At 65.6% G+C, this 24,893-nt stretch carries 17 protein-coding genes; 10 read left to right on the forward strand and 7 right to left on the reverse strand.

Annotation, left to right across the window (positions count from 1 at the left end; translation table 11 throughout):
- The first annotated feature begins 19 nt into the window (after nt 1-19).
- From ftrA to EYV96_RS18375, 3 genes are all read left to right on the forward strand, one after another.
- Nucleotides 20-1,003 (forward strand): transcriptional regulator FtrA, encoded by a 984-nt coding sequence (gene ftrA, locus EYV96_RS18365; RefSeq protein ID WP_131153049.1) that lies wholly within the window; start codon nt 20-22, stop codon nt 1,001-1,003.
- A gap of 11 nt (nt 1,004-1,014) precedes the next feature.
- The gene (locus EYV96_RS18370; protein ID WP_131153050.1) at nt 1,015-1,881 is read left to right on the forward strand and encodes an EamA/RhaT family transporter; all 867 of its coding nucleotides are present in this window, start codon (nt 1,015-1,017) and stop codon (nt 1,879-1,881) included.
- Between the two features lie 62 nt (nt 1,882-1,943).
- Nucleotides 1,944-2,315 carry a nuclear transport factor 2 family protein gene (locus EYV96_RS18375; protein ID WP_131153051.1) on the forward strand — a complete coding sequence of 124 codons (372 nt, stop codon included), beginning with the start codon at nt 1,944-1,946 and terminating at the stop codon, nt 2,313-2,315.
- 479 nt (nt 2,316-2,794) lie between these two features.
- On the opposite strand, the gene EYV96_RS18385 is transcribed toward EYV96_RS18375, so the two are convergent.
- Nucleotides 2,795-7,108 carry a DEAD/DEAH box helicase gene (locus EYV96_RS18385; RefSeq protein WP_131153052.1) on the reverse strand — a complete coding sequence of 1,438 codons (4,314 nt, stop codon included), beginning with the start codon at nt 7,106-7,108 and terminating at the stop codon, nt 2,795-2,797.
- Between the two features lie 195 nt (nt 7,109-7,303).
- Here EYV96_RS18385 and EYV96_RS18390 point away from each other — a divergent pair, with 195 nt between their 5' ends.
- The 3 genes from EYV96_RS18390 (at nt 7,304) to EYV96_RS18400 (ending at nt 12,694) form a co-directional block, all read left to right on the forward strand.
- Entirely contained in the window at nt 7,304-9,556 is a 2,253-nt protein-coding gene (locus tag EYV96_RS18390) for a TonB-dependent receptor (RefSeq protein WP_131153053.1), read from the forward strand.
- A 195-nt stretch (nt 9,557-9,751) separates the two neighbouring features.
- Entirely contained in the window at nt 9,752-11,755 is a 2,004-nt protein-coding gene (locus tag EYV96_RS18395) for a S1 family peptidase (protein ID WP_205746209.1), read from the forward strand.
- 84 nt (nt 11,756-11,839) lie between these two features.
- Nucleotides 11,840-12,694 (forward strand): alpha/beta hydrolase, encoded by an 855-nt coding sequence (locus EYV96_RS18400; RefSeq protein WP_131153054.1) that lies wholly within the window; start codon nt 11,840-11,842, stop codon nt 12,692-12,694.
- 3 nt (nt 12,695-12,697) lie between these two features.
- Here EYV96_RS18400 and EYV96_RS18405 read toward each other — a convergent pair whose 3' ends face one another.
- A complete protein-coding gene (locus tag EYV96_RS18405; protein WP_131153055.1) occupies nt 12,698-14,116 on the reverse strand; it encodes an aldehyde dehydrogenase family protein in 1,419 nt (472 codons plus the stop codon).
- Between the two features lie 104 nt (nt 14,117-14,220).
- Here EYV96_RS18405 and EYV96_RS18410 point away from each other — a divergent pair, with 104 nt between their 5' ends.
- Nucleotides 14,221-15,117, forward strand: coding sequence for a LysR family transcriptional regulator (locus EYV96_RS18410; RefSeq protein ID WP_131153056.1), 897 nt, complete (start codon nt 14,221-14,223; stop codon nt 15,115-15,117).
- 76 nt (nt 15,118-15,193) lie between these two features.
- A complete protein-coding gene (locus tag EYV96_RS18415) occupies nt 15,194-15,493 on the forward strand; it encodes a DUF6916 family protein (RefSeq protein WP_131153057.1) in 300 nt (99 codons plus the stop codon).
- Here the strand turns inward: EYV96_RS18415 and EYV96_RS18420 are convergent, their stop codons facing one another.
- Genes EYV96_RS18420 through EYV96_RS18435 form a run of 4 tightly spaced genes read right to left on the reverse strand, consistent with a single transcriptional unit; the run spans nt 15,494 to nt 17,679 of the window.
- On the reverse strand, nt 15,494-16,045 hold the full coding sequence (locus EYV96_RS18420; RefSeq protein WP_131153058.1) for a GNAT family N-acetyltransferase: 552 nt from the start codon (nt 16,043-16,045) through the stop codon (nt 15,494-15,496). It lies immediately after the preceding gene.
- The gene (locus EYV96_RS18425) at nt 16,042-16,575 is read right to left on the reverse strand and encodes a phage tail protein (RefSeq protein ID WP_131153059.1); all 534 of its coding nucleotides are present in this window, start codon (nt 16,573-16,575) and stop codon (nt 16,042-16,044) included. Before EYV96_RS18425 ends, EYV96_RS18420 begins: the two co-directional genes overlap by 4 nt.
- Before the next feature lie 41 nt (nt 16,576-16,616).
- Complete coding sequence (locus EYV96_RS18430) at nt 16,617-17,141, reverse strand: phage tail protein (protein WP_131153060.1); 525 nt, start codon at nt 17,139-17,141, stop codon at nt 16,617-16,619.
- A 13-nt stretch (nt 17,142-17,154) separates the two neighbouring features.
- A complete protein-coding gene (locus tag EYV96_RS18435) occupies nt 17,155-17,679 on the reverse strand; it encodes a phage tail protein (RefSeq protein ID WP_131153061.1) in 525 nt (174 codons plus the stop codon).
- 283 nt (nt 17,680-17,962) lie between these two features.
- On the opposite strand from EYV96_RS18435, the gene EYV96_RS18440 reads away from it, so the two are divergent.
- Both EYV96_RS18440 and EYV96_RS18445 read left to right on the forward strand, forming a co-directional pair.
- Nucleotides 17,963-23,203 (forward strand): putative Ig domain-containing protein, encoded by a 5,241-nt coding sequence (locus EYV96_RS18440; protein ID WP_131153062.1) that lies wholly within the window; start codon nt 17,963-17,965, stop codon nt 23,201-23,203.
- A 122-nt stretch (nt 23,204-23,325) separates the two neighbouring features.
- A complete protein-coding gene (locus tag EYV96_RS18445) occupies nt 23,326-23,805 on the forward strand; it encodes a hypothetical protein (RefSeq protein ID WP_131153063.1) in 480 nt (159 codons plus the stop codon).
- Between the two features lie 16 nt (nt 23,806-23,821).
- Here EYV96_RS18445 and EYV96_RS18450 read toward each other — a convergent pair whose 3' ends face one another.
- Nucleotides 23,822-24,724, reverse strand: a complete 903-nt coding sequence (locus EYV96_RS18450) for a cation diffusion facilitator family transporter (protein WP_131153064.1) — start codon at nt 24,722-24,724, stop codon at nt 23,822-23,824.
- Between the last annotated feature and the right edge of the window lie 169 nt (nt 24,725-24,893).

The raw sequence follows: 24,893 nt of genomic DNA on the forward strand, positions 1-24,893 counted from the left end.
GGCAAAAATGGCCATCACCATGAAAAAACCGCCAAAGCGTTCCCGCAGCCGGCCAGGGCCCGCCAATCGACGTGTTGTCGCGCTGGCGTACGACGGCCTGTGCACGTTCGAATACGGCGTGGCCGTGGAGATGTTCGGGCTACCGCGGCCGGAACTGGACGGCTGGTACGACTTCGCCACCTGCGCCGTCGAACGCGGCCCGCTTCGGGCGGCCGGCGGCCTTACGGTCAGCGCGCAGGGCGGTCTCGCGCTCCTCAAAGATGCCGGCACCATCATCGTGCCGGGCTGGCGTGGCGTGGATGCTGCGCCACCGCCCGCACTGCTCGCCCGCCTGCGTGACGCGCATGAGCGCGGCGCGCGGTTACTGTCGTTCTGCTCGGGCGTGTTCGTGCTGGCGGCCGCGGGTTTGCTCGACGGCCGCCGGGCCACCACGCACTGGCGCTATGCCGATGCCCTGGCGCAGCGCTATCCCCGCGTCACGGTCGAACCGGACGTGCTGTACGTGGACGAAGGTTCGGTCCTGACCTCGGCCGGTACGGCGGCCGCCATCGATCTCTCGCTGCACCTGATACGGCGTGACTGGGGTCCCCTGATCGCCAATCGCGTTGCGCGTCGCGCCGTGGTGCCGACCCACCGCGACGGCGGTCAGGCGCAGTTCGTGCCGTCTCCGCTGCCGGAGCAGGGCGCTGCCATGGGCCCGGTACTGGACTGGATGCGCCGCCGCCTGGGCGATGGCCTGACGATCCCGGCGCTGGCTGAGCGTGCGCGCATGAGCGAACGCACATTCCTCCGCCGCTTCGAGGAGGCCACCGGCTTGTCGCCCAAGCAATGGCTGACGCAGGAGCGCCTCGCCCGCGCCCGGGAGCTGCTGGAGGCCAGCGATCTGGCGGTGGAGCAGATCGCCGACGCCTGTGGCTTCGGCACAGCCGATACACTACGCCACCATTTCCGCCGCACGCTGCAGATCAGTCCTGCACGCTATCGCGAACGCTTCGCCTGCTGATTCCCCCAACCATGACCTTCGTCTTTCTGAGCGTGCTGTGCAGTGTCCTGGTGTCCGTGCTGCTGAAGCTGGCGCGCCGCTTCGGTGTCGATATCGGCCAGGCCGTCTCGTGGAACTACGTGGCCACCAGCGTGCTGACGGCGCTGATCTTCAAGCCGGACATGGCTGTGCTGCAGGGACCTGGCGTGCCCTGGATCGCGCTCGTGGGCCTGGGCCTGCTGCTGCCGAGCATTTTCATTGCGCTGGGCGCATCCGTGCGCCATGCGGGCATCGTGCGCAGCGACGCGGCGCAGCGTTTGTCCCTGCTGATCTCGCTGCTGGCGGCGTTCCTGTTGTTTGGCGAGCAGCCCGGTGCCCTGAAGGGCGCGGGCATCGCCGTGGGCCTGATGGCCTTGCTGTGCATGGTGTGGAAACCGTCGGGCGCACCCGGCGACCGCGACGCCGGCGCGTGGGCATGGCCGCTGGCCGTGTTCGTCGGCTTTGGCCTGATCGACATCCTGTTCAAGCAAGTCGCACTCGGGGGCGTGCCGTTTGCCGCAACCTTGCAGGGAAGTTTCGCGCTGGCGTGGGTCGTGGCGACCGCCCTGGCCGTTGCCCGCGCCTTGCGCCGGCAGACGCGCCTGAGCCTGCGCGACGCAGGGGCCGGCCTGCTGCTGGGGCTGATCAACTTCGGCAACATCGTCTTCTACGTGAAAGGGCACCAGGCGCTCCCGCAGCAGCCTGCGCTTGTATTCGCCGGCATGAACCTGGGCGTCGTGGCACTGGGTGCGCTGGTGGGCGTCGTGGCTTTTCGCGAGCGCCTGACGCGCGTGAATACGCTGGGCCTGCTGCTTGCCCTGGTCGCCATCGCCCTGATCGCCCGCGCTTCCTGGCAGTAACTGCGCCGATTCACCGCCGGGATTGCTATGCTCCCGCCGTCCCCGCCTTACGAGATGTTCCCATGCGCGAGCTCATCGACCGCTACATCGACGCCTACAACCGCATGGACGTCACGGCCATGCTGGCCACGATGCATCGCGAAGTGATCTTCGAGAACTACACCTCGGGCGTGCTGAGCGTGCGCACGTTGGGCATGCCGGAGCTGGAGCATCTGGCGCGCAGCTCGCTGCATTTGTTCAGCGCGCGTCGCCAGATCATTACGTCATTCCGCCAGGATGGCGACGCGGCGACGGCGGACATCCTGTTCGACGGCACGTTCGGCATCGATCTCCCGAACGGCGTGCGGGCAGGGCAGCAGATTTCGCTGACCGGGCGCAGCGAGTTCCGCGTGCGGGACGGGTTGCTGATCTATATCGGTGATTTCAGCGGTTGATGGAAAGCGCGCCCACCATGGTCGTCATTCGGCGAAAGCCGGAATCCAGTGGCGACCACGTCCAGCGCTCCACACAACACCCGCACGACCCACTCGCGACAACCGATGACTGTCGCGAGTGGATTCCGGCTTTCGCCGGAATGACGGCAGAGAAACGTTGAGGCTTACCCCTTCGCCTCCCACTCTTCGTCCGCCGCCACACCACGCCGCAACACCCCCGCTTCCACCTCGCCTGCTGCGCCGAATCCGCCTCGACCAACCCTGCGCCTTGTTCCCCACCAGCGCCGCCATATCGACCTGCCGAACGGGGTGAGGGCGGGTCAGCAGATTTCGCTGACGGGGCGGTGTGAGTTCCGGGTGCGGGATGGGTTGCTGATTTACATGGGTGATTTCAGCGGTTGATGACGCCTGATCACCCTTCAATGGCCGTCATTCCGGCTTTCGCCGGAAAGACGGCACAAGGGAAGGTTGTCTAAGGCTTAGCCTTCCGCTTCCCGCACTTCTTCCCCAACCACTCCACGCCGCAACAACCCCAGCTTCCACCGCGCCTGCTGCGCCGAATCCCCCTCCACCAACCACTGCGCTTTGTTCCCCACCAGCGCCGCCACGGCGACGCCGTCCTCGAACAACACGCGCGTCCCGATCAGCGCCGGCAGTCGATTGCCGCTCAGCACGGTACCCACCAGATTCAGCGGATCGCAGCCGCTGATGCACACGAGGTGGCCGTCCTCCGGCATCTCGCGCATCTGTTTGAGCTTGGCTACGGCTTCCGGCAGCGCAAACTGTTCGCCAACCAGGCCTTCGATGAACCGGCCGCCGCGAATTTCACCGCGTGCCTCCAGCCGGTGATACACGCGCAGCAATTCGCGCCACGTCGGCATCCACGATGCCTCGCGCTCAAGCAGCTTCCAGAACACCACGCCATAACGCCGCAACAAGACCCGCGCCACGTGCTCGACGTATTCACCACGTGCTTCACTCTCCACGCGTGGCGGCCGCACCAGCGACCAGCGACCGGCGTCTTCGATGCCGCTCAGCATGTGCCGGCGAACGCGGCGATGTCGATGCTGGTCACGTTTGGCGGCGGGAAGGAGCAGGGCACGCAGGCCCGCGAAGCTGTCGGCCGTCACGCGACCGGCGGCCACGAGTTCGCCCAGGGCATCCTCCAGCTCGGTGCGAAGCAGTCGCGCACTGTCGACGAGTTCGTCGAAGAACAAGGCGCCGTGTTCCTTGAGCGTGTCGGCGACCGCCTGAGCACGCGAAGGCAGTTCGACCTCGCCGTTGGCTGCTTCGGCGGCAAGGCTTGACCAGATGCCCGATTCCTTGCGTGGCAACAGCACGATGGGCGTGGCTCGCACGGGGCCCGAGCCGCCGCCGCCGCAGCGAAGCCGGGCCCAGCCGATGCGGCCGGCGCGGCACAGATCGTCGAGCCAGTGGATGGCGTAGTCATCGATGCGCGAAGGCAGAATCTCACTTTCCCACGCGCCCGCCGCCGCCTCGAACCCTTCCATATGTGCAAGCACGGCCAATAGCGCATCAGGACCGCTCAGCCGCTGGCCCTGCCCGACATGCTGCCACGCAAACTGGAAGCGCATGAAGTCGCGTCGACTGACCGGCTCGATTTCGCGACGCAGTCGTCCGAGGGTGTAGCGATGGATGCGCGCGAGCAGATGGCGTTCGCACCATTCGAGAGTCTCAGTGCCGGGCGTGAAGTAGCCCTGCATGACGTAGCCTTCGGATTGCAGACGCAGCAGGGCGGCATGGACATCGCTGGCATCGGCTGCCAGGGCCGCAGCCAGCGTCGCTTCCGACATCGGGCCCAGGCCGACCATGCGGCTGCGCAAGGTTTCGAGCAGCGCATCCTCACGTGTCCACGCGACTTTCGTGAACTCGGCCGGTGCCTCGATGGCCGGTTGCATGGGCGCCCCGGGGTGCATGGCCTGAAGGACAGGCAGGCGCTCCGCTGCGACCCAGATGCCGTGTTGTCCACGCGGTGCCAGCCTTGTCGCGCGATGATCACGTGACAGCGAGGCTAGCCAGTCCTCCCACGAAGGATGCGCTGCCGCTTCGTCATCGGTGACTGCGCCCAGCACCATCAGCGCTTCATGCATTTCGTCGGCGTTGCGCACCTGCGGCCAGGCTTCGGCACGCACCGCCTCGATCGCCGAAAGATCCAGCTGCGCGTAGTCACCTGATTGCATGGGCTCGCCAGCGCGACGCGTGGACACGGCCTGCGTGCGGCGTTCCTCCAAGGGAGCGTCGTCGAGATACGCGTAAGGCGCCGCGGTGAGCACCTCGCTGGCCAGCGGGCTAGGCGCCGTGAGGTCGCGCGCCACGACGCGGATATCACCACGCTCGAGGCCGCGCAGGACGTCGAGCAGGCCATCCACGTCCATCGCTTCACGCAGGCAGTCGTACAGCGTCTGATTCACCAGCGGGTGATCGGGAATCTGGCGCTCGCCCTGAATGTTCTCCAGGCAGGCGACCTGATCGGGAAAGACTGTCGCCAGCAAATCCTCACTCTTCATGCGCTGCAACTGCGGCGGCACTTTCTTGCCACCCTGGAATCGCGGCAGCGCCAGCGACGTCGTCGCGTTCCAGCGCCAGCGCGCGGGGAACAGTGGTGCATCGAGCAAGGCCTGGACAAGTACATGCTCGGCGGTATTGGAATGCAGATAGCGCGCGACTTCTTCCAGCGGAAAACTATGGCTGGTCGACAGCGACAGCACGATGGCGTCCTCGGTCGCCGCCGCCTGCAACTCGAAGTTGAACTGGCGACAGAAGCGCTTGCGCAAGGCCAAACCCCAGGCACGATTGACGCGGCTGCCCCAGGGCGTGTGGATGACCAGCTGCGTGCCACCGGACTCGTCGAAAAAGCGTTCGAACACGAGGGTGTGTTGCGTGGGGAGCACGCCAAGCGCGGCGCGCGCAGCCGCCATGTAGTCAGTCAACTGCTGTGCGGCCGCTTCGTTCAAGCCCAGCTCCGCGATCAGCCACTGGCGCAGCGCATCGACACCACCGGCGTCGAGATGCACTTCGGCCTCCTCGCGCAATCGGGACACGGCAAACGACAGCTCGTCACTGCGTCCGGGCGCTTCACCCAACCAGAACGGAATGCTCGGCGGCACGCCATGTGCGTCTTCCACGCGCAGTCGATCGCGTTCGACACGCAGGATGCGGTAACTGGTGTTGCCCAGCTGGAAGATATCGCCCGCTAGCGATTCCACGGCGAAATCTTCGTGCACCGTACCGATCACGGTGGCCTGCGGTTCCAGTACCACGAGGTAATCAGCGGTGTCTGGGATGGCACCGCCGGACGTCACCGCCGTCAGTCGCGCGCCACGACGCGCGCGCAATTGCCCGTGCACCGCATCGCGATGGATGTACGCCGCCCGCGCGCCGCGTCGCGTGGTGAAGCCCTCCGCCAGCATGCGCACGATGGCGCTGAATTCATCACGCGACAGATCGCGATAGGGCCACGCCTGCCGAGCCAGGTCGAACAGCGCGTCCTCGCTCCATTCCTGGCAGGCGACCTCGGCGACGATCTGCTGAGCCAGGACGTCCAGGGGCTTGGGCGGTACTTCCAGGGCGTCGAGTTCGCCGCGACGCACGCTGTCGAGCAGGGCGGTGCATTCGAGCAAATCATCGCGCGACGTCGGAAACAGCCGCGCCTTGGGCGTGCCGTTCACCGCATGCCCCGAGCGGCCGGCGCGCTGCAGGAACGCCGCGATCGAACGTGGTGATTCGAGCTGGCACACGAGATCGACGTCACCGATGTCGATGCCAAGTTCCAGCGAGGCCGTGGCAACCAGCACCTTGAGCTCGCCACGCTTGAGGCGCTGCTCCGCATCCAGGCGCTGATCGCGCGCGAGGCTGCCGTGGTGCGCCGCGACCACGTCCTTGCCCATGCGTTCGGAAAGATGGCGTGCCACGCGTTCGGCCATGCGTCGCGTGTTGACGAACACCAGCGTTGTGCGATGCGTTTGCGAAAGGGCGGCAAGCTGGTTGTAGACCAGCTCCCACGCATCGTTGGACATCACCGCCTCAAGCGGCACCGGCGGCACCACGATGCCCAGATCGCGCTTGCGCGTGTGACCGATATCGATGATGTTGCATGCGTCCCCGGGCACATCCGTGCCCACCAGAAAACGCGCGACTTCTTCGATGGGTTTCTGCGTGGCCGACAGGCCAATGCGCAGCAAGCGCCGCTGGCACAGCGCGTCCAGTCGCGCCAGCGACAGCGCGAGGTGCGAGCCGCGTTTGCTCGCCGCCATCGCATGGATTTCATCGACGATCACGGTCCGGGCGCTACCGAGCATCGCGCGACCGGAGTCGGAGCCCAGCAGGATGTAAAGCGACTCCGGCGTGGTGACGAGGATGTGCGGCGGATGCTTGCGCATCAGGTTGCGTTCGGCCTGCGGGGTATCCCCGGTGCGCACCGCGGTGCGGATGGCGACGTCCGGCAGCCCCAGGGCCTCCAGCTCCGCGCGGATGCCCTCGAGCGGTTCCTCCAGGTTCACGTGGATGTCGTTCGACAGTGCCTTCAATGGCGAGACGTAGATCACCGCGGTGCTGTCGGGAAGCACGCCGCCCTGGGCGACGCCTTCACGCACCAGCCCGTCGATGGCCGCAAGAAAGGCCGTCAGCGTCTTGCCCGAGCCCGTGGGCGCCGCCACAAGCGTAGGTTTTCCTGAACGTATGGACGGCCAGGCGGCTATTTGCGCCGCGGTCGGCGACGGAAAACGGCGCTCGAACCACTGTCGCACGGCGGGATGAAACTCAAGCAGGGACATGGGCTTAGGGGCTGTATCGGCGTCAGGCGGACAGGGTAACCAGATGGGGGCGTGAGCAGCTTGCGGCAAGCCTTCGTAAAAATCTTCGCTTTCGCCCTTAGCAGGTTTGCATGACAATACGACGCCCAAACCGTGCGCTCGCGTATTGCGCCGGATGACACCGTTGCTGCCTTCACATCCTTGGGGATTCACACCATGAGCGTTCACCCGTCGCGGTCCGCCGTGCTCGCCCTTGCCATTGCCTCCGCCCTGGCGCTTCCCGTTGCCCTCCATGCGCAGGACAACACGGCCCAAACGGATAACACCGCTTCGAAGAAGAAGCCCACCGAGCTGCAGGCCGTCACCGTGACGGCGGAAAAGCGCGTGGAAGACCTGCAGAAAGTCCCGGTGTCGATGACCGTGCTACCGGCCGAGAAGCTCGAAGCCTTCGGCCAGGCCGGCGATACCGTGCTCCAGCTCGCTTCCCGCGCGCCCAGCGTCTACGCCGAAACCTCTTACGGTCGTGAGTTCCCGCGCTTCTACATCCGCGGCCTGGGCAACAGCGACTTCGACCTGAACGCGTCGCAGCCGGTGTCGATGGTGTACGACGACATCGTGCAGGAAAACCCCATCCTCAAGGGTTTCCCGCTGTTCGACCTGGACCAGGTGGAAGTGCTGCGCGGCCCGCAGGGCACGCTGTTCGGCCGTAACTCGCCGGCTGGCGTGATCAAGTTCGAATCGCGCAAGCCGAGCCAGGAAACCAGCGGCTATGCACGCGTCTCCTACGGCACGCTGGGCACTGCCAACGCCGAAGCGGCGATCGGCGGCGCGCTCAGCTCGCACTGGTCCGGTCGCGTGTCCGCGCTGGCGCAGCATCGCGACGGCTGGATCGACAACGATTACACCGGCAAGAAGGACGCGCTGGGCGGTTACAACGATCGCGCCATCCGTCTGCAGGCGCTGTATGAAAACGGTGACTTCAACGCGCTGATCAGCGCGCACGCACGCTGGCTCGACGGCAGCGCCATGGTCAACCGCGCCAATGCGATCCCGCTGGGCGAGAACAGCTTCGTCCCGAACTTCGATCGCGATGTGGTCTACCAGGACGGCAAGAATCGCCAGCATCTCTTCAGCTGGGGCACCAACCTGCACCTGAACTGGAAGCTGGGCGATTACACCTTCACGTCGATCACGGGCCTCGAGCGCGCCACCACGTACAGCCTCGGCGACGTCGACGGCGGTATCGCCATCCCGCACACGCCGGCGCAGCAGCAGTGGGTGACGCCGTTCCCGTCCGAGACGGCCGACGCGCTCCCGCACGATCGCCAGATCACACAGGAGTTCCGTCTGGCCAGCGATCCGAAGGAACAGCTGAGCTGGCAGGTCGGTGCGTACTATTTCGACGAAGACATCGCGATCAGCAACTTCGATTACGCCACGCTCAACAATCATGCGCTGGACGGCTACGCCGAACAGACCCAGCGCACCAAGGCGTGGGCGGTGTTCGGATCGGCGAAGTACCAGATCGCCGACGATTTCGACGTGCGTGCCGGTGCGCGCTACTCGCACGACTCGCGCACTTTCCGCGTCGATCGCATCCTGTCGCCGATCGGTGGCGGCCCCCTGACGCTGGCCGCCGATCCGCACGACTCGCGCTGGAGCGGCGACGTCACCGGCACCTGGCAGGTCGACCCGAACGTCAACCTGTACCTGCGCGTGGCCAACGGTTTCCGCGCGCCGAGCGTGCAGGGTCGCGTGCTGTTCGCCAACAGCATCTCGGTGGCCAAGCCTGAAACGATCACCTCGTACGAGCTGGGCATCAAAACCACCGGCATGGACAACCGCGTGCGCTTCAATGCGGACGTGTACAGCTACACCATGCACAACCAGCAGCTGACGGCCGTGGGCGGCGACATCAATGTCACTCGCCTGCTCAATGCCAAAAAGACCGACGGCTACGGCGCCGAGTTCGACCTGGAGGCCTACCTCACGCCGAACTTCATCGTCACCGCCGGCGGCAGCTACAACCACACGGAACTGAAGGATCCGAACCTGGCCGTGGCCATCTGCGGTTCGGGCTGCACCGTGCTCGACCCGCTCAACGCCCAGGGCAATGCGCTGGTCGACGGCAACACGTTGCCCAACGCGCCCAAGTGGATCGGCACGCTGACCGCGCGCTACGGCATTCCGTACGGCGACAGCGGCGAGTTCTTCGTCTACACCGACTGGAACTACCGCAGCGACGTAAATTTCTTCCTGTACGAGTCGAAGGAATTCCAGAGCAAGCCCTTCCTCGAAGGCGGTATCCGCGTTGGCTACAACTGGGACTTCGGTCGTCGTGAAATCGCGCTGTATGGCCGCAACCTGACCAACAAGAAGGTCATCACCGGCGCCATCGACTTCAACAACCGCACCGCGTTCGTCAACGACCCGCGCGTGATCGGCGTGGAGTTCAAGGCCGACCTGTAAGGCCCGGATACGGGCGAAGCGAAGGGCCGGGCCATGCCGGCCCTTCGTTCGTTCCGCACGCAAGAACCTGCCCGCATCCCGCCATGGCGCACACTCGCGGGCGGCCCCGCGCCCGTGCCACTATGAGACCCATTGGCGCCACTTCCTGACTACCCAGGGGGGGTATCGGTGGCGCGCATCATGCGCGGGATACGTATGTTCGCAACGAAGGGATGGGGTCGCCGGGCAATCCGGGGCTGGCTGGTGCTGGTGGTGTGGATGGTGGTGGGTTCGGCGTGGGTCGGGACGGCATGCGCGGCAAGCCTGGATGCCTCCTTGCTGCCGCGGATCCAGGGCGCGACATTCGAAGTGGTGGCGGCCAAGCCGGACAAGGATCCGCTGACCTACGAAAAGCCCCTGCCGCTGGAGCTGCTCGATTACCAGGACCGGACCGACAAATACTTCTCCATCGGCACCGCCTTCGCGATCGGCAAAAACCGCTACGTGACGGCCGGCCACGTGCTGATGGCTGGCCTCGACAGCCTGTGGGGCCAACCGTCGTTGCGCGATGCCAAGGGCAACGTCTACGCCATCGACAAGATCGAGAAGTTCGATCTGCGCCGCGACCTGGTGGTGTTCTCGCTGGTCAAGGATCCGGCACCCGAGCCGCTGGAGATCAACACGAGCCCCGTGATGAACCAGGAGGTTTACGCGGTGGGTAATGCGCTGGGTACGGGCGTGGTGATCCGCGACGGCCTGTACACCTCCGACACGCCCGAGCAGGAGCAGGGCCAGTGGAAGTGGATGCGCTTCTCGGCCGCGGCGTCGCCGGGCAACAGCGGCGGCCCGTTGCTGGACAAGGACGGCAAGGTCATCGGCGTGGTGCTGATGAAGTCGGCCAACGAGAACCTCAACTACGCGCTGCAGATGAAGGAAGTGCTCGACGCGCCCGAGAAGAACGCGGTCATCGACAGCCGCCTGAGCTATCGCCTGGACATCTTCGACACGACGCTCAGCAACTCTTTCAAGGGCACGTTCCCGCTGCCACAGACGCTGCCGGACTTCTTCGCCAGCTATACCAAACTGTTCAACGCCTACGTGGAAACGCAGCTCAAGGACATCCTGGCCAAGGATGCCGATCGCGTCTTCCCGCGAGGCGAGGGCAGCGATCGCCTGCTGTACAACGAGGTGTGGAGCAACATGCTCCCGCGCATGATCGTGCGCAGCAACACCGGCGAGTGGTTCCTGCAGAGCAACACCACCAAACGGCAGTCGCTGTCGAACAACGGCTATCTGGACGTATCGATGGCGCAGAGCAAGTTCGTCATGCACCTGCGTCGCCCGGACAACACGCCGGTCGCCAACTTCTATACCGACCCGGTGGTGCTGGGCGACCTGCTGGCCAAGTCGGGACTGTTCGCGCGTACGGTCGGTCCCGAGCACGTGCGCATCACCTCGCTGGGCAAGCCCATCAGCGACACGGTGCATGTCGACGGCTGGAAGCGCCGCTGGCAGGTCCGCACCTGGACCCTGCCGTACGACGACACCAAGATCATCGTCTACTGCCTGCCGTTGCCTGACGGCTATGCGATGTCGATGGTCTTCGCCTCGGCGGGTGGCGCCTACGACTCCGCGGCCGACCTGCGCGCCATCACCGACTTCATGACGGTCGAGTACGACGGCAGCCTGGCGCAGTGGGCGGAGTTCCTGAAAAACACCAGCCTGCTGCCGGACGCCATCAAGGATGTGCATCTGGATGTGACGTACCAGAAGAGCCTGAGCCTGCGCACGCCGCGCTTCAATGTGGCGTTTACGCCGGACCTGCTGGGCATTGAGCCGGACAGCCAGCTCTCGATGCCGCTGGGCATGCTGCCCGACCATGGCAAGGTGATCTGGGGCCCCGTGGGGCTGCACTACAACCCGCGCCGTTCGGAGTCGAACTACCTGGTGATTTATCGCAATGTGAAGCCGCCGGCGTCGCTCGACGAAAGCTACGCGTCCTACTGGGACAAGCTGATCAACCGGCGCCATCCCTACGAAAGCCAGGCCTATGCGGCCGACGGCAACACCAAGATCGCCGCACCGAAGCTGGCCGGCGACGTGGGCAAGGACACGGTGGTTTACACGGCGTTCTTCACCATGGGCGGGACCCAGCCGCAGGACAAGATGAAGACCCAGCTCGACCTGCTGCTCAAGGGGCTGCAAGTCAACGAACATTGATTTGTGCAGCGACATCGGCGACGGTTGGTGGTCGCCGGTGTCGCAAACCCCGGTGGTCAGTATGGGAAGAACAGCAGGTTTCGCATGCAAGTCGCTCCGCCGGGCTCCGCGCCCGTCACCCGCCAGCATTCACTCGCCATGGCCGACGGCTGCCGTCTGGCCGTGGTGGACAGCGCGCCCGAGGCGCCGCGCGCCTCCGTCCTGATCGTGCACGGCCTGGGTGAGCACAGTGGCCGGCACGAAGCGCTGGCGCGGTGGTTCCATGCCCGTGGCTATGCGGTGCGCCGTTACGACCAGCGCGGCCATGGTCGCAGCGAAGGGCCGCGCGGCGGGCTGGAGACCAGTGACGACCTGGTTGATGACCTGGCCGTGGTGTTCAACGATTTCGCGGAACAGCAGGACAATCCGCCGCTGCTGCTGGGCCACAGCATGGGCGGCCTGGTGGCGGCGCGCTGCGTGCTGGACCGCCAGGTCGGCGCGTCGGCGCTGATCCTGTCGTCGCCGGCCCTGCGTTGCCACGAGCCGGCCTGGCTGCAGCGACTGGCGGGTTCGCTGGCGAAGATCGCCCCGCGCCTGCCGCTGGACAACGGCCTCAAGCTCGACAAGCTTTCCCACGACGTGCGTGTCGCCACTGCCTACAAGGCCGACCCGCTGTGCCATCGCCGCATCACGCCGCGCCTGGCCGATTTCATTTTCCGCACCGGTCATACGACCGTTGCCGACGGTCGCGACCTGGCGATTCCCACCTTGCTGCTGGTCGCAGGCAGCGACGATCTGGTGAACCCTGCCGGCAGCCGCGATTTCGCCGCGGCTGCCTGGGCCACGCAGAAGCTGACGACGCGCTTCTTCGACACCCTGTACCACGAGCTGTTCAACGAGGCGGAGCCGGCGCGCACGCAGGTGTTCAAGCAGCTCGGTGACTGGCTCGCGCGTCTGTGAGGCTCACGGCATCAGGATCGACTTCGGTTCCAGGAACGCCTCCAGGCCAAAGCGTCCGTTCTCGCGACCGATGCCCGACTGCTTGAAGCCACCGAACGGCGCCTTCGGCTCGTGCGAAAGCGTGTTGATCAGCACGCGGCCGGCGGTGATCTGCGATGCCACGCGTTCGGCGCGCGGCACGTCCGCAGACATCACGTAAGCCTGCAAGCCGTATGGCGTATCATTGGCGATCGCGATGGCATCGGCCTCGTCGTCGTACGTAATCAATGACGCCACCGGCCCGAAGATCTCCTCGCGCGCAATGGTCATGTCGTTGCGCACGTCGGTGAACACCGTCGGACGCACGAACCAGCCGCGCTGCACCGACCCCGGCAAGCCTTCGCCGCCAGCCAGCAGACGCGCGCCTTCTTCCTGCCCGATACGGATATAGTGCTGCACGCGCTCCCACTGTTTCGCGCTGACCATCGGGCCGACGGCCGTCTCGGTGTCGCGTGGATCACCCACCTTGATCTGCGCGGCGGCATCGCGCGCGATCGCTTCGGCTTCCGCCTTGCGCGAGGCGGGAATCAGGATGCGCGTGCCGGCAATGCAGGCCTGCCCGCTGTTCATGTAGGCCGCCTGCAGTGCCATGGGAATCGCTTCGCGCAGGTTGGCGTCGTCGAGAATCACCACCGGCGACTTGCCGCCCAGTTCGAGGGTGACGCGCTTGAAGGTTTCCGAGGCGTTGCGAAGGATGGCGCGACCCACGGCGGTGGAGCCGGTGAAGGACACCTTGGCGACGTCCGGATGCGTGGTGATGGCCTCGCCAACCACCTCGCCACGGCCAGTGACAATGTTGAAGACGCCTGGCGGCAAGCCCGCTTCGTGCAGGGCTTCGGTGACCACCTGTGTCTGCCGTGCGCTCATCTCGCTGGGTTTGATCACCGCCGTGCAACCGGCGGCGATGGCGGCGGCGAGCTTGCCGCAGATGAAACCGGCATCGTTGTTCCACGGCGTGATCATGCCGGCCACGCCCAGCGGCTCCATGCGCACGAGGGCGCGGCCCGCCTGCTGCTCGAACGCGTAGTGTTCCAGCACGTCGGCGGCATCGGCCAGCACGCTGCTCGCGTGGCCTGCCATCCATGCCGCGCGGGATACCGGCGCGCCGTACTCCTCGACCAGCGCCTCCAGGATGTCGTTCTCGCGCGCCTTCACCGCGTCGTGCAGGCGGCGCAGCAGGGCGACGCGCTCGGCCTTGCTGGTGCGCGAGAAGGCGGGGAAAGCGCGCTTGGCAGCTGCCACGGCGCGGCGGGCGTCCTCGGCGTCGGCAAGGCGGACCTGGCCATTGACCTCACCGGTCGCCGGGTTGTGCAGGTCGTAAAGCTCCTGGCCGTGCGGGGTGACAAAGGCGCCGTCGATATAGATCTGGTTGATCGCGTACATGGGGTTGCCTCAAGGGGGAAGGGGATGCACGGATCAAGGTAGGCGCCTATCATTGCGTTGTGTAGCCGCACAAACCTCAATGAGCTATTGCGGAAATCGGGATAATGCGCAGCTCCGGACTGATCGAACTCGAAGCCGTCCTGGCCGTGGCCCGCCTGCGCAGCTTCCGCGCGGCCGCCACCGAACTGGGCATGTCCACCTCGGCGCTGAGTCACGCCGTGGCCGCGCTGGAAACCCGCATGGGCGTGCGCCTGTTCCACCGCACCACGCGCAGCGTGTCGCTCTCCGAAGCCGGCGAGCAGTTCGTCGCGTCCGTGGCACCGGCCATGGGTCAGATCCGCGGGGCCATCGAGCAGGCCGGTGAACACCGCGACACGCCATCGGGCACGTTGCGCATCAACACCTCCGCGGGCGCCGCGTGGCAGTGCATGCCCATGCTGGTGGCGTTCCTGCGTCGCTATCCGCAGATGAAGCTGGATATCGTTACCGAGGGGAAGCTGGTCGATATCGTCGCGGGCGGCTTCGATGCCGGTATCCGCCTCACCGAGCTGGTGCCGCAGGACATGGTCGCCGTGTCGCTGGGCGCACCACAGGAGTTCGCCGTTGTGGGGTCGCCCGCGTACTTTGAGGCGCACGGGGAACCGCGCGTCCCGACCGACCTCGCGCACCATGTGTGCGTGCGCAACCGACTGCCCAGCGGCGGCGTCTATCGCTGGGAGTTCGAGAAGCGCGGCGAGGCGGTGGCGGTCGACGTGCAAGGCCCCATCACGCTCGACGAGCCACGCCTGATCGTGGAGGCGGCACGCGCCAGCCTGGGCCTGGCCTATCTCAATCTGTGGAACGTGCAGCCGGATCTCGAGCGCGGCACCTTGCGTCGCACGCTGGTCGACTGGACGCCTCCGTACGAAGGCCTCGCGCTGTACTACCCGGGCCACCGCCATGTTCCCGCCGGCCTGCGGGCCCTCATCGGCGTGATCAAGGACATGCGCGGTCCCGGCTGACGGCGCCTTCCCCAATCGCCGTTTACCGTTTACCGTTGATCCCTTACGGACGCGGAGCGTCCGACAGGGGATCACCATGCAGTTCTTCCAGCTCGAACATTTCGCGAGCTACGTCAACGAGACGTTCCGGGTGCGCATCGACCAACACGGCGAAACGGATTTCGTACTGGTCGAAGCGGCGCCCATCCCGCAGGGCAAGCTCTTTCCCGGCATGGTGCGCACGCCGTTTTCGCTGTTGTTCCGTAACGAATCAGCGGTGCTTTTCCCGCAACGCATCTATGACATGACGCACGGCAAGCTCGGCCAGTTTGGCGTGTTCCTGGTGCCGATCGCGCGCGACAAATCGGGCTTCGTTTACCAGGCCGTGTTCAACTGATCAGGCGGTAACGCCCGCGCGCCAGCGCATGCGCCACTGCACGTCGCCGACGTCTTCGCAGGCGAAGCCAAGGCGCGCGTAGAGGCGTTGGGCACCGTGGTTGTGTGCGTCGACCTGAAGGCTCACGGCCTGCATGCCGTTGCGCTGCACGGCGTCCTGCACGGTGCGCAGCAGATGCGTTCCCATGCCCGTACCCCGTTCGGATGGCATGAGCAGGATATCGATGATGTGGATCGCGTCTTCCGTGCCGTAGAGATACAGGCGTCCGACCGCACGACCCTCGCGCAAAACGACAAGGAAATCGGCCGGCGTGTAGCAGGCGATGTAGTTGCGGTGTTGCATGTCGAACTGGCCATCGAGGAACGTCCGCAGCATCGACTCCGGCCAGCCAAGCGCCGCGAACTCCGGGGCGCGGTGCTGCGCGTAAAGCTCACGCAGGAAGGGCAGGTCGTCGCCCGTGGCTGCACGCCACGAAAACGCCGGCGCGGAGGCCGGCGTCTCGTCGGGCATCCATCCCGCACGCGGCGGGAAGGCGGGCAGCGGGTGGTTCACTGGAACGCCGGAAAATTGCCCTGCAGGCAGATGCAGAAATTCAGCGCCAGATAGGGCTGCATGTTCTCGTGCGGCAGCGACTGGCCCGTCACATCAAGCATCTGCAGCGGAAACTGCGTGTTGGGCGTCACGTCCTTGGTTGCGAGGGCGGCGTTGCCCGGCAGCGCCAGTGCGTCACCGTTGGCGGGCGTTGCATGGCGCTTGGTGGCATCACGCTGGTCGTACGCGCGCAGGCCATGCGTATGCTGGGGAATCTCCTGCAGCAGCAATGAAACCTGCTGCGAACCCTCTTGCTCGCCCTGCACCCACGGCGACAGTCCCGGACCCTGACCCGCACCAGCGACGACCTGGCCGCCCAGGTTGGGAAGCTGGAAGGTCGACTGCCCGTTACCGCCGAACTGCGTGCCAATCAACGAAAACAGCGCCGTGTTCTGCTGGATCGCGACGAGCTGACCCTGGCAAAACGCCCATTGAGCGGGCGCGAAGTTAAACGCGAAAAGCTGGATTTCCCCGGTGAAACTCTCCATCAGTCATTCTCTCTAGTAAGAAGTGGCGTCCAGAGGACAGCGGGTCAGTTCTGTGTCGGGAAGACGCCGGACACGCAAATGAAATAGCGCACGGCCACGGTCGGCATGATGTTGTCGTGTGGCAGGTTGCCACCCGACATGGTGACCGACGTCGCCAGGAAGGTCGCGCTGTTCACGTCCACCGTCGTGGAATACATCGTGTCGCCGCCGACGGCGCCGTATTCAAGGGCGTTCGACGGTGCATTGGCCGTGGCGGTGGTCGTTGTCGCGTGCATGATATGAGTGTGCGTCGGCATGGTCTGCGCGGTGAGCGTGACCGTCTCCTTGCCGCCCACCTGGCCCAACACGCGAGTGCTCAGACCCTGCCCGGTGCCCTGGTGAACCGCTACGCGACTCTGGAGGTTGGGCAGGCCGAAGGTCTGTACGCCATCGCCGCCGTACGTGGTGCCGAGGAGCGTGTAGAGCGCATCGTTTTCGGCAATCGATACGAGTGCGCCATTGCATTCCATCCAACCCAGCGGAACGCGCGTGTACGGGAGCAACCGGATTTCTCCGAGATAAGGTGTCATGTCGATGCTCCGGTCAAGAACGGCTGGGAAAGAGGCCCTGGAGAGCGATGCAGAAGTTCACCACCAGGTAGGGCTGCATGTTTTCATGCGGGGCATTGCCGCCCACCGGCGCGATCTCCGCGGCGTTGAGCGATACCTGCGGGCCGGTGGCATCCGCATACACGTTCTCGGAGCCCGTGTTGCCCGGTACGCCCAGCGCGGGATTGCGCGAGGTGGCCGCGACGTTGGTGCCCATGACGATGTGGTTGTGCGCAGGCAGGTTGTTCGTCGTCAGGGTGACCTGTTCGACGCCGCCGACCTGGCCGATCTGCCAGGGTTGTCCGCTTGAGGGGCTCACGCCTGTGCCCAGAGGCGTACGACCCTGCAGGTTGGGCAATTGGAAGACGGTGGTCCCGTTGCCCCCGTAGGTGGTGCCGAGCAATGAAAACAGCGCCTGGTTTTGCTGGATGGACAGGATCTGTCCATTGCAGAAGGCAAAATACTTGGGCGCGAAGTTAAAGCCGACGGGGATGATGTTCCCCATGAAGCGTTCCGACATGTTGTCCCCCGTGTCCGGCCAGCCGTCCCGGCTGCCCTGAGACTATTACTCTGGCGTACTGTCCCACTGCTTGACAAGACGCCCGTTCCGGCAGCGAAAATATCCGGTCGCAGGAAGTTACTCAGCATGGCAGGGAAGATCGGCCATGCGGGACGATTGAGCCCGTTGAGTCGCATTTTTGTACGGGGCAATTCCAGTCGCCATCTCACAGGGCCACCGATGATGCGCGCCGCATCCGGTCGCCAGCGCAACGCCATGGAAGAGGCGCGCAAGGGGAATCCACATGCTGCTCCGTTCGCTGCTGCATCGCGTTGCGATGCGCTTTTCGTCGTACGCGCGTGTCGGGTGCGCGCTGGCTGTGTTGGCGATGCTCGCCGCGATGTGGCCGGCGCCAGCGATGGCGGCCAATTCGGTGTTGTGCGGGCCATACAACATCACCGTAGCGAGCGGTTCGTCCTATGACCTGGACGCGAATGATTGCGTATCCTTCGGCGGCGTCGGCAACATCGTGACGCCTGCACAGTGGGGCAACGTCGACCGTAATGTGGGCACGAGTCACTTCGTCTATTCGACGAACGATACGACGCACACGTCCGACTTCTTCTCCTTTCTGGATTCCGACGGCGATCTTGTCCAGGTCAATGTCACGATTACTGGCGCCGCGTCGACAATTACTACCCAGGAATCGACGCTGCCCTCACCGCAGCGCAATGTCGCCTACAGCCAGCAGCTGCACGGCACCGGCGGCACCGGCCCCTATCAGTTCTCGGTGTCTGGCGGCCTGCCACCCGGCCTGACCATGTCGGGCACCGGCCTGATCTCCGGTACGCCGACGACGCTGGGCAACTACAACATCACGGTGACGGTGACTGATTCGACGGCGGCCACTGGCACGGCGGCCTTCAACCTGACGGTGACCCAGGCGACGATCACGGTGACCGGCACGCCGCCCAACGGCGCGGTCAGCACCACTTACAGCTATAAGTTCACCGCAACGGGTGGCGTGTCACCCTACACCTTCACCAAGGACACCGGCACGCTTCCCGCCGGCCTTACCCTGGCCTCGGACGGCACGCTCAGCGGCACGCCGACGACCCTCGGTACATCGAACTTCAACATCAAGGCGATGGACGCGAACGGCGACTTTGCCGCCGCCAGTTTCGCCGTCAACATCCTCGCTGTCCCGCCGCCGGTCGCAGGCATTCAATCGGCGACCGTTGCCCACGGCAGCAGCAGCAACAACATCAATCTGCCACTCACGGGCGGCCCGGCAACGAGCGTCGCCGTGAGTACCCAGGCGACGCACGGCACCGCGACCGCAGTCGGCACGAGCATCACGTACACGCCGGTGGCCAGCTATTCGGGCACCGACTCGTTTGCCTACACCGCGACCAACGCGTCCGGTACATCGTCGCCGGCGACGGTGTCGATCACCGTCTCCAATGCGGCCATCGTTTACGCGCCGACAACGGTGGGGGGCACCGTGGGCGTGGCCTATAGCCAACCCATGGCCGGCGCAACCGGTGGCACCGCGCCGTACACCTACACGGCCAGTGGCTCGCTGCCGCCTGGCCTGACGCTTGCCGCCAACGGCACCTTGAGCGGCACACCCACGGGTGGCGGCACCTATACGTTCACGATCACAGCGAAGGACTCGAGCACCGGCACCGGACCCTTCAGCACGACGAGCGGCTCGCTCACGCTGAACATCGGTGCGCCCACGATCACGGTCACTCCGACCAGCCTGACGCTGAGGGCCGGCAACCCTGTATCGCAGACGATCGTCGCCTCCGGCGGCATATCGCCCCACACCTTCAGCGCTTTGGGCCTGCCCGCCGGCCTGACGCTGGATGCCAACGGCCTGCTCCACGGCACGCCAACGGCCACCGGCTCAGTCAACTTCACCATCACGGCGACCGACAAGTCGACGGGCACGGGACCCTATACGGGATCCCAGGCGTACCCTCTGACCATCGGCGACCCGGTCCTGACGCTGTCGCCCGCGAGCGGCTCACTCAATGCAACCTACGGCGTGGCCTACAGCCAGACGTTCACCACGGCCGGCGGCAATACGCCCTACCACTTCACACAGACCGGCACCCTGCCCAACGGCGTGAGCTTCAACGCATCCACCGGTCTACTTTCCGGTACGCCAACGCAACCGGGCAACTTCCCGATCACGATCTCGGTGACCGACAGCACCACTGGCACGGTCGGGCAGATCGCGGCGAACTACACGCTCATCGTCGACGTTCCGGCGATGAACCTGCCGCCGACGATTCCGGACACCGCGAAAATCGGGCAGCCATACACGTCCACCGTGGCCGTGACGGGCGGCGTTCCGCCGTACACCTACACGGTAGCGGGCGCACCATCGGGCCTGACCGTCTCGTCGACGACGGGCGAAATCAGCTGGACGCCGACGACGACGGCTACGTCGTCATTCACCCTCACCGTCAATGACAGCAACGGTGGTGTGGTATCGAAGCTGTATCAGCTGCATCCCGCCCCGCCGACGCTGATCAACACCTCGACGTTCGATCAGACCACGACGGGCGGCGAGCCCTACACGGCCACCTTCAGTGCGACGGGCGGCACGGCGCCGTACGAGGTGACCACGGCCAGTACCCTGCCCACGGGCCTCACCTTGGACCCGGCCACGGGCATCTTGTCGGGTACGCCCAAGCAGTCGGGCAACTTCAACCTGATCTTCAAGATCACCGACTCGAGCACGGGCACGGGTGCGCCTTTCTCCGTCAACGCGGTCGTGCAGCTGATCGTCAACCCGCCGGGCATCTCCCTGCCGACGACACTTCCGCTGCCGGTGATCGGGCAAAGCTACAACCACACGTTCACCGCCACGGGTGGCCATGGCCCGTACACGTATACGATGGACGCGGGGACGGTGCTCCCCACCAGCATGATCTTCCACGGCGACGGCGCCATTTCCGGCACGCCGACCAAGGCGGGCCAGACGCAGTTCACCATCAAGGTCACCGACGACAACGGCTTCACCGCCACGCAGGCCTACGACTGGACCCTGGCCCCGCCGCAGATTGCGATCACGGCGACCGTGCCATCGGCCGACGCGATGGTGCCGTACTCCGGCAGCGTGACCGCATCCGGTGGCACGCCCGGTTACAGCTTCAGCGTCGGCACCGGGGGCCTGCCGCCAGGCATCAGCCTCTCTTCGTCGGGTCAGTTGTCAGGTGCCGCAACGGCGGCGGGTGACTTCACGTTCGAAGTGATCGCGACGGACACCACCACCGGGCCGAACGCGCCCTACGACGGCCGGCAGAGCGTCACCATCCACATCGGCGCGCCGGCGATCTCGATCACGCCTACCTCCCTTCCGAACCAGAAGGTTGGCGTGCCGATGTCGTCGCAGCTGACGGCCTCGGGTATGGCCGGTTCATTCACCTTCACGCTGTCCGGTGCGGGTGGCCTGCCCGTGGGCATCGGCTTGTCCAGCGCGGGCGTGCTCTCCGGTACGCCTACCACGCCGGGCAGCTACAACTTCACCGTCAAGGCGACGGGGCCCGGTGGGTTCAGTGGCGAGCAGGCACTCACCATCAACGTGGTGGATGTGACGCCGGTTGCCGTCAACGACAACGCTGGGGTGAACGCGAACAGCGCCGTCACCATTCCGGTCACCAGCAACGACACGGGCCCGATCACCAGCATTGCCATCACCAGCGCCCCGGGGCATGGCACCGTCACGGTGAACGGCCTCAACGCGATCTACACGCCGGCGACCAACTTCTTCGGCACTGACACGTTCCACTACACCGCTACCGGCCCGGGCGGCACCTCGAACGATGCGACCGTGACGGTGGCCGTCGCGCCGCTGGCCGTGCCGACGGCAGCACCGCAGACGATCACGGTGCTTGCCGGCCAGAGCGTGGTTATCCATGGTGCGGCTGGCGCCACGGGTTCGCCGTTCACCGGCCTGGCCATCTCGACGGCGCCGACCGTGGGAACGGTCACCGTCAGTGGCACCGACATGACGTACACGGCGGCCGCCGACGCGCAGGGCGCCACCGGATTCGACTACACGCTGTCCAATCCGTTTGGCACGTCCGCGCCGGCGCATGTGACGGTGACCGTCAATCCGCTGCCGATCACTGTGCCGAAGACGGCGGCGGTAGCGGCAGGTAAGCAGGTGACCGTCGATCTCACCGCTGGCGCGCATGGCGGCCCGTTCACCGCAGCCACGCTGGTCTCGGTGACGCCGTCCAATGCCGGTACCGCCACGGTGCATGCGAGCGGCTCGGGCTACGCGCTCGATTTCACCGCCGACATCCACTACGCCGGTGACGCCGTGGTCACCTACACCCTCGCCAACGCCTATGCGACGTCGGCACCGGGTACGGTGACGGTCAAGGTGACCGGCCGCAGCGATCCCTCGAAGGACGCTGAAGTGCGCGGCATCCTGGACGCCCAGGCCGACGCCGCCCGCCGCCTGGCCATCGGCCAGATCAGCAACTTCACGCGTCGCCTGGAGAGCCTGCACAACGGCGTCAGCAGCGGCTTCACCAACGGCATCACCATGGCCTCGGCCGGCAGCCGCCAGAACCGCGACCCGATGAACGGCCTGCGCGAAGGCGACGAGTTCACCCGCCGCTACCTGGTGAACGACGACGAGCCCGGCACCTCGGGTGCGAAATCGGTGGGTCCCGGCCTGCCGGGTGACGTGGCCGTGTGGACCGGCGGTGCCGTGAACTTCGGCAAGAGCCAGGTCGGCGCCAGCGACAACGGCATCGACTTCACCACCTCGGGCCTCAGCCTCGGTATCGACAAGCAGTTCGGCCCGAACCTCGCGCTGGGTGCCGGTGTGGGCTACGGTCACGATGCCTCGGACATCGGTCGCCACAACAGCCGCAGCACGGTCGACAGCTACAACGTGGCCATCTACGGCAGCTACCGCCCGATCGCCTCGATGTACCTGGATGGCCTGGTCGGCTACCAGTGGCTCTCCTTCGACGCGCGCCGCTACGTCACCGACAACGGCAACACCGTCCACGGCAGCCGCGACGGCAAGCAGTGGTTTGGCTCCTTCGCCATCGGCTACGAGCACCGCACCGACGGCAGCCTGGTGTCGCCGTACGCCCGCCTGGATATCGCGCAGGCCAAGCTCGACAGCTACACCGAGCAGGGCGACGCGATCTACGCGCTCAACTATGGTCGCCAGACGGTCAAGACGAGCACCGGCACCCTGGGTGTGCGTGCCGAATGGACGGCCAAACGTGATTACGGCGTGTGGATCCCGCGCCTGCGCGCCGAGTTCGGCCACGACTTCCAGGGCTCGAGCACGGCCACTATGCGTTACGCCGACCTGCTGACCGGCCCGATGTACCAGGCCACGCTCGCCAACCAGTCGCGCAACCACACCCTGCTGGGTGCCGGCATTGAGCTGCAGACCCTGGGCGGCTTCATCCTTCGCGCCGAGTACCAGAACCTGCTCGACAACAGCAGTCGCGACAACCAGTCGATCCTGCTCGGCGTGGAGAAGAAGTTCCCGTAACAAGGTAAGCGCCGGCACCGACCGTGCCGGCGCTTACAGCGGTTCACCTATGGCTTCCGGCGAATCCCGCCGGAGCCTCGCACGGCATACGCTGACCGGTGTCCCCACGCTGGAGCCGTGTCATGCCCATGGCCACGTCCGATCTGAATGACACGCGCCGCCGCGTGATGCTGATGCTCGCCGACACCATTGATACCTTCGAGGTGATCGGCATCAATGCGCCTTTCATGTTCGGCGACGCCGCCGACCGCGTGCGCGCCGCCATCGACGAATGCCTGGGTGATGTCTGGCGTCGTCCGGCCGACGCGGGACTGGTGCACCCGGAGGCGCTGATTTTCGCCACGCCGCTGGAGCGCTTTCAGCGCGCGGGTTTCTATGGCGCGCAGCTGGACTTGAAAGAGCAGCAGGTCACGCGTGCGAATCGGTCCCTGCGCGAAGCCATTGCCAGCCGTTTACGCGGCACATGGATCAAGCCGTTCCGTAAATGGATCGACGCGATCAACAACTTCCTGACCAGCCTGATCGGCGCATCGGGCATTCCCGAGGCGCTCAAAGAGCTGAAGGATTGCCTGCGCGATGAGCTTGAGGACGACGAACCGTAAGCGTCCGGCGCGATCCTTACAGCCACTCCTTCTTGCCGGTAAACACGATCGTCAGCCATTCCGCGCGGATATCGCCGCCGATGCGTCGCGCGATGTCCGCGCGAATCTCATCCACCTCGGCCATGCTGCCGAGCTCCATGTTCGGGCTGACCAGGATGTGGATGTCGATGAAGCTCATGCGCCCCATCTTGGCGACGTAACTGGCGAACTCCAGATAACCCCGGTCGCGCACCACGTCCTGCATGGCGGTGCGCACGCGGTGGTCGAGTGCATCCGGCGCCAGCTGAAGCACGTCGCGCATCGCCGACGCGAGGCTGCCGAGCGGGAGCGGAAGCAGGGCGAGCGTGACGACCAAAAGCACGGTGGAGTCGATGTAACGCGTGAAGCTGTCGTACGGGCCACCATGCAGGATCGCGGCGATCCCGTAACCGACCAGCACCGCGATACTGATGCCGCCACCGATCATCCAGCCGTGCGCATCGAGTTTAAGCAACGTGGAACGAAGCAGCCGGCTCTTGCGATTCATGTAAAGCGCCAGCGCGATGCTGACGATGCCGATCAACGCTGCCCACATGGCACCCAGCCCGAAGGCCAGCTCGTGCCCACCCTTGAGCAGGTCCTGCACGGCGGTGAGCGCGGCGTAACCACAGGTCATCGCCAGCACGGTCGCGTTGAACGCCACGACCAGTGGCTCCAGGTGCCAGTAGCCGAACTGGAAGCGAGGACTACCCTCGCTCATCACCAGCCGGGACACCGCCAACGCACCCGTGGTGAGCACCACGTCGATCAGCGAATAGAAGCCATCGAACGCAATCGCCTGCGACCTCAGCACCAGACCCATGCCAACGCAGCTGGCGCCGACGAGGAAGGTGATGAAGATGGAGAGGCGGAGTTGGGTTTGTTCGCGTGAGGTGTCCATGATGGGTGCGAAGGATAGCGCGTTGCATTGTCTTGGGGCTGTCTCACAAGATCCCGTCACTCCTGCGCAGGCAGGAGCCCAGTGACGACAGCGATGAATGGTCCACTCACCACCCAAGGCCGTCATTCCGGCGAAAGCCGGACGGAGCCCAGCGGGCGGAGAACGACCG

This window comes from Dyella terrae (genome assembly GCF_004322705.1).
Taxonomy (GTDB): domain Bacteria; phylum Pseudomonadota; class Gammaproteobacteria; order Xanthomonadales; family Rhodanobacteraceae; genus Dyella_D; species Dyella_D terrae.

Coding starts and splice junctions, on each gene's coding strand:
- ftrA (WP_131153049.1), top strand. CDS start 20: ATGAAAAAACCGCCAAAGCGTTCCCGCAGCCGGCCAGGGCCCGCCAAT.
- EYV96_RS18370 (WP_131153050.1), top strand. CDS start 1,015: ATGACCTTCGTCTTTCTGAGCGTGCTGTGCAGTGTCCTGGTGTCCGTG.
- EYV96_RS18375 (WP_131153051.1), top strand. CDS start 1,944: ATGCGCGAGCTCATCGACCGCTACATCGACGCCTACAACCGCATGGAC.
- EYV96_RS18385 (WP_131153052.1), bottom strand. CDS start 7,108: ATGTCCCTGCTTGAGTTTCATCCCGCCGTGCGACAGTGGTTCGAGCGC.
- EYV96_RS18390 (WP_131153053.1), top strand. CDS start 7,304: ATGAGCGTTCACCCGTCGCGGTCCGCCGTGCTCGCCCTTGCCATTGCC.
- EYV96_RS18395 (WP_205746209.1), top strand. CDS start 9,752: ATGTTCGCAACGAAGGGATGGGGTCGCCGGGCAATCCGGGGCTGGCTG.
- EYV96_RS18400 (WP_131153054.1), top strand. CDS start 11,840: ATGCAAGTCGCTCCGCCGGGCTCCGCGCCCGTCACCCGCCAGCATTCA.
- EYV96_RS18405 (WP_131153055.1), bottom strand. CDS start 14,116: ATGTACGCGATCAACCAGATCTATATCGACGGCGCCTTTGTCACCCCG.
- EYV96_RS18410 (WP_131153056.1), top strand. CDS start 14,221: ATGCGCAGCTCCGGACTGATCGAACTCGAAGCCGTCCTGGCCGTGGCC.
- EYV96_RS18415 (WP_131153057.1), top strand. CDS start 15,194: ATGCAGTTCTTCCAGCTCGAACATTTCGCGAGCTACGTCAACGAGACG.
- EYV96_RS18430 (WP_131153060.1), bottom strand. CDS start 17,141: ATGACACCTTATCTCGGAGAAATCCGGTTGCTCCCGTACACGCGCGTT.
- EYV96_RS18435 (WP_131153061.1), bottom strand. CDS start 17,679: ATGTCGGAACGCTTCATGGGGAACATCATCCCCGTCGGCTTTAACTTC.
- EYV96_RS18440 (WP_131153062.1), top strand. CDS start 17,963: ATGCTGCTCCGTTCGCTGCTGCATCGCGTTGCGATGCGCTTTTCGTCG.
- EYV96_RS18445 (WP_131153063.1), top strand. CDS start 23,326: ATGCCCATGGCCACGTCCGATCTGAATGACACGCGCCGCCGCGTGATG.
- EYV96_RS18450 (WP_131153064.1), bottom strand. CDS start 24,724: ATGGACACCTCACGCGAACAAACCCAACTCCGCCTCTCCATCTTCATC.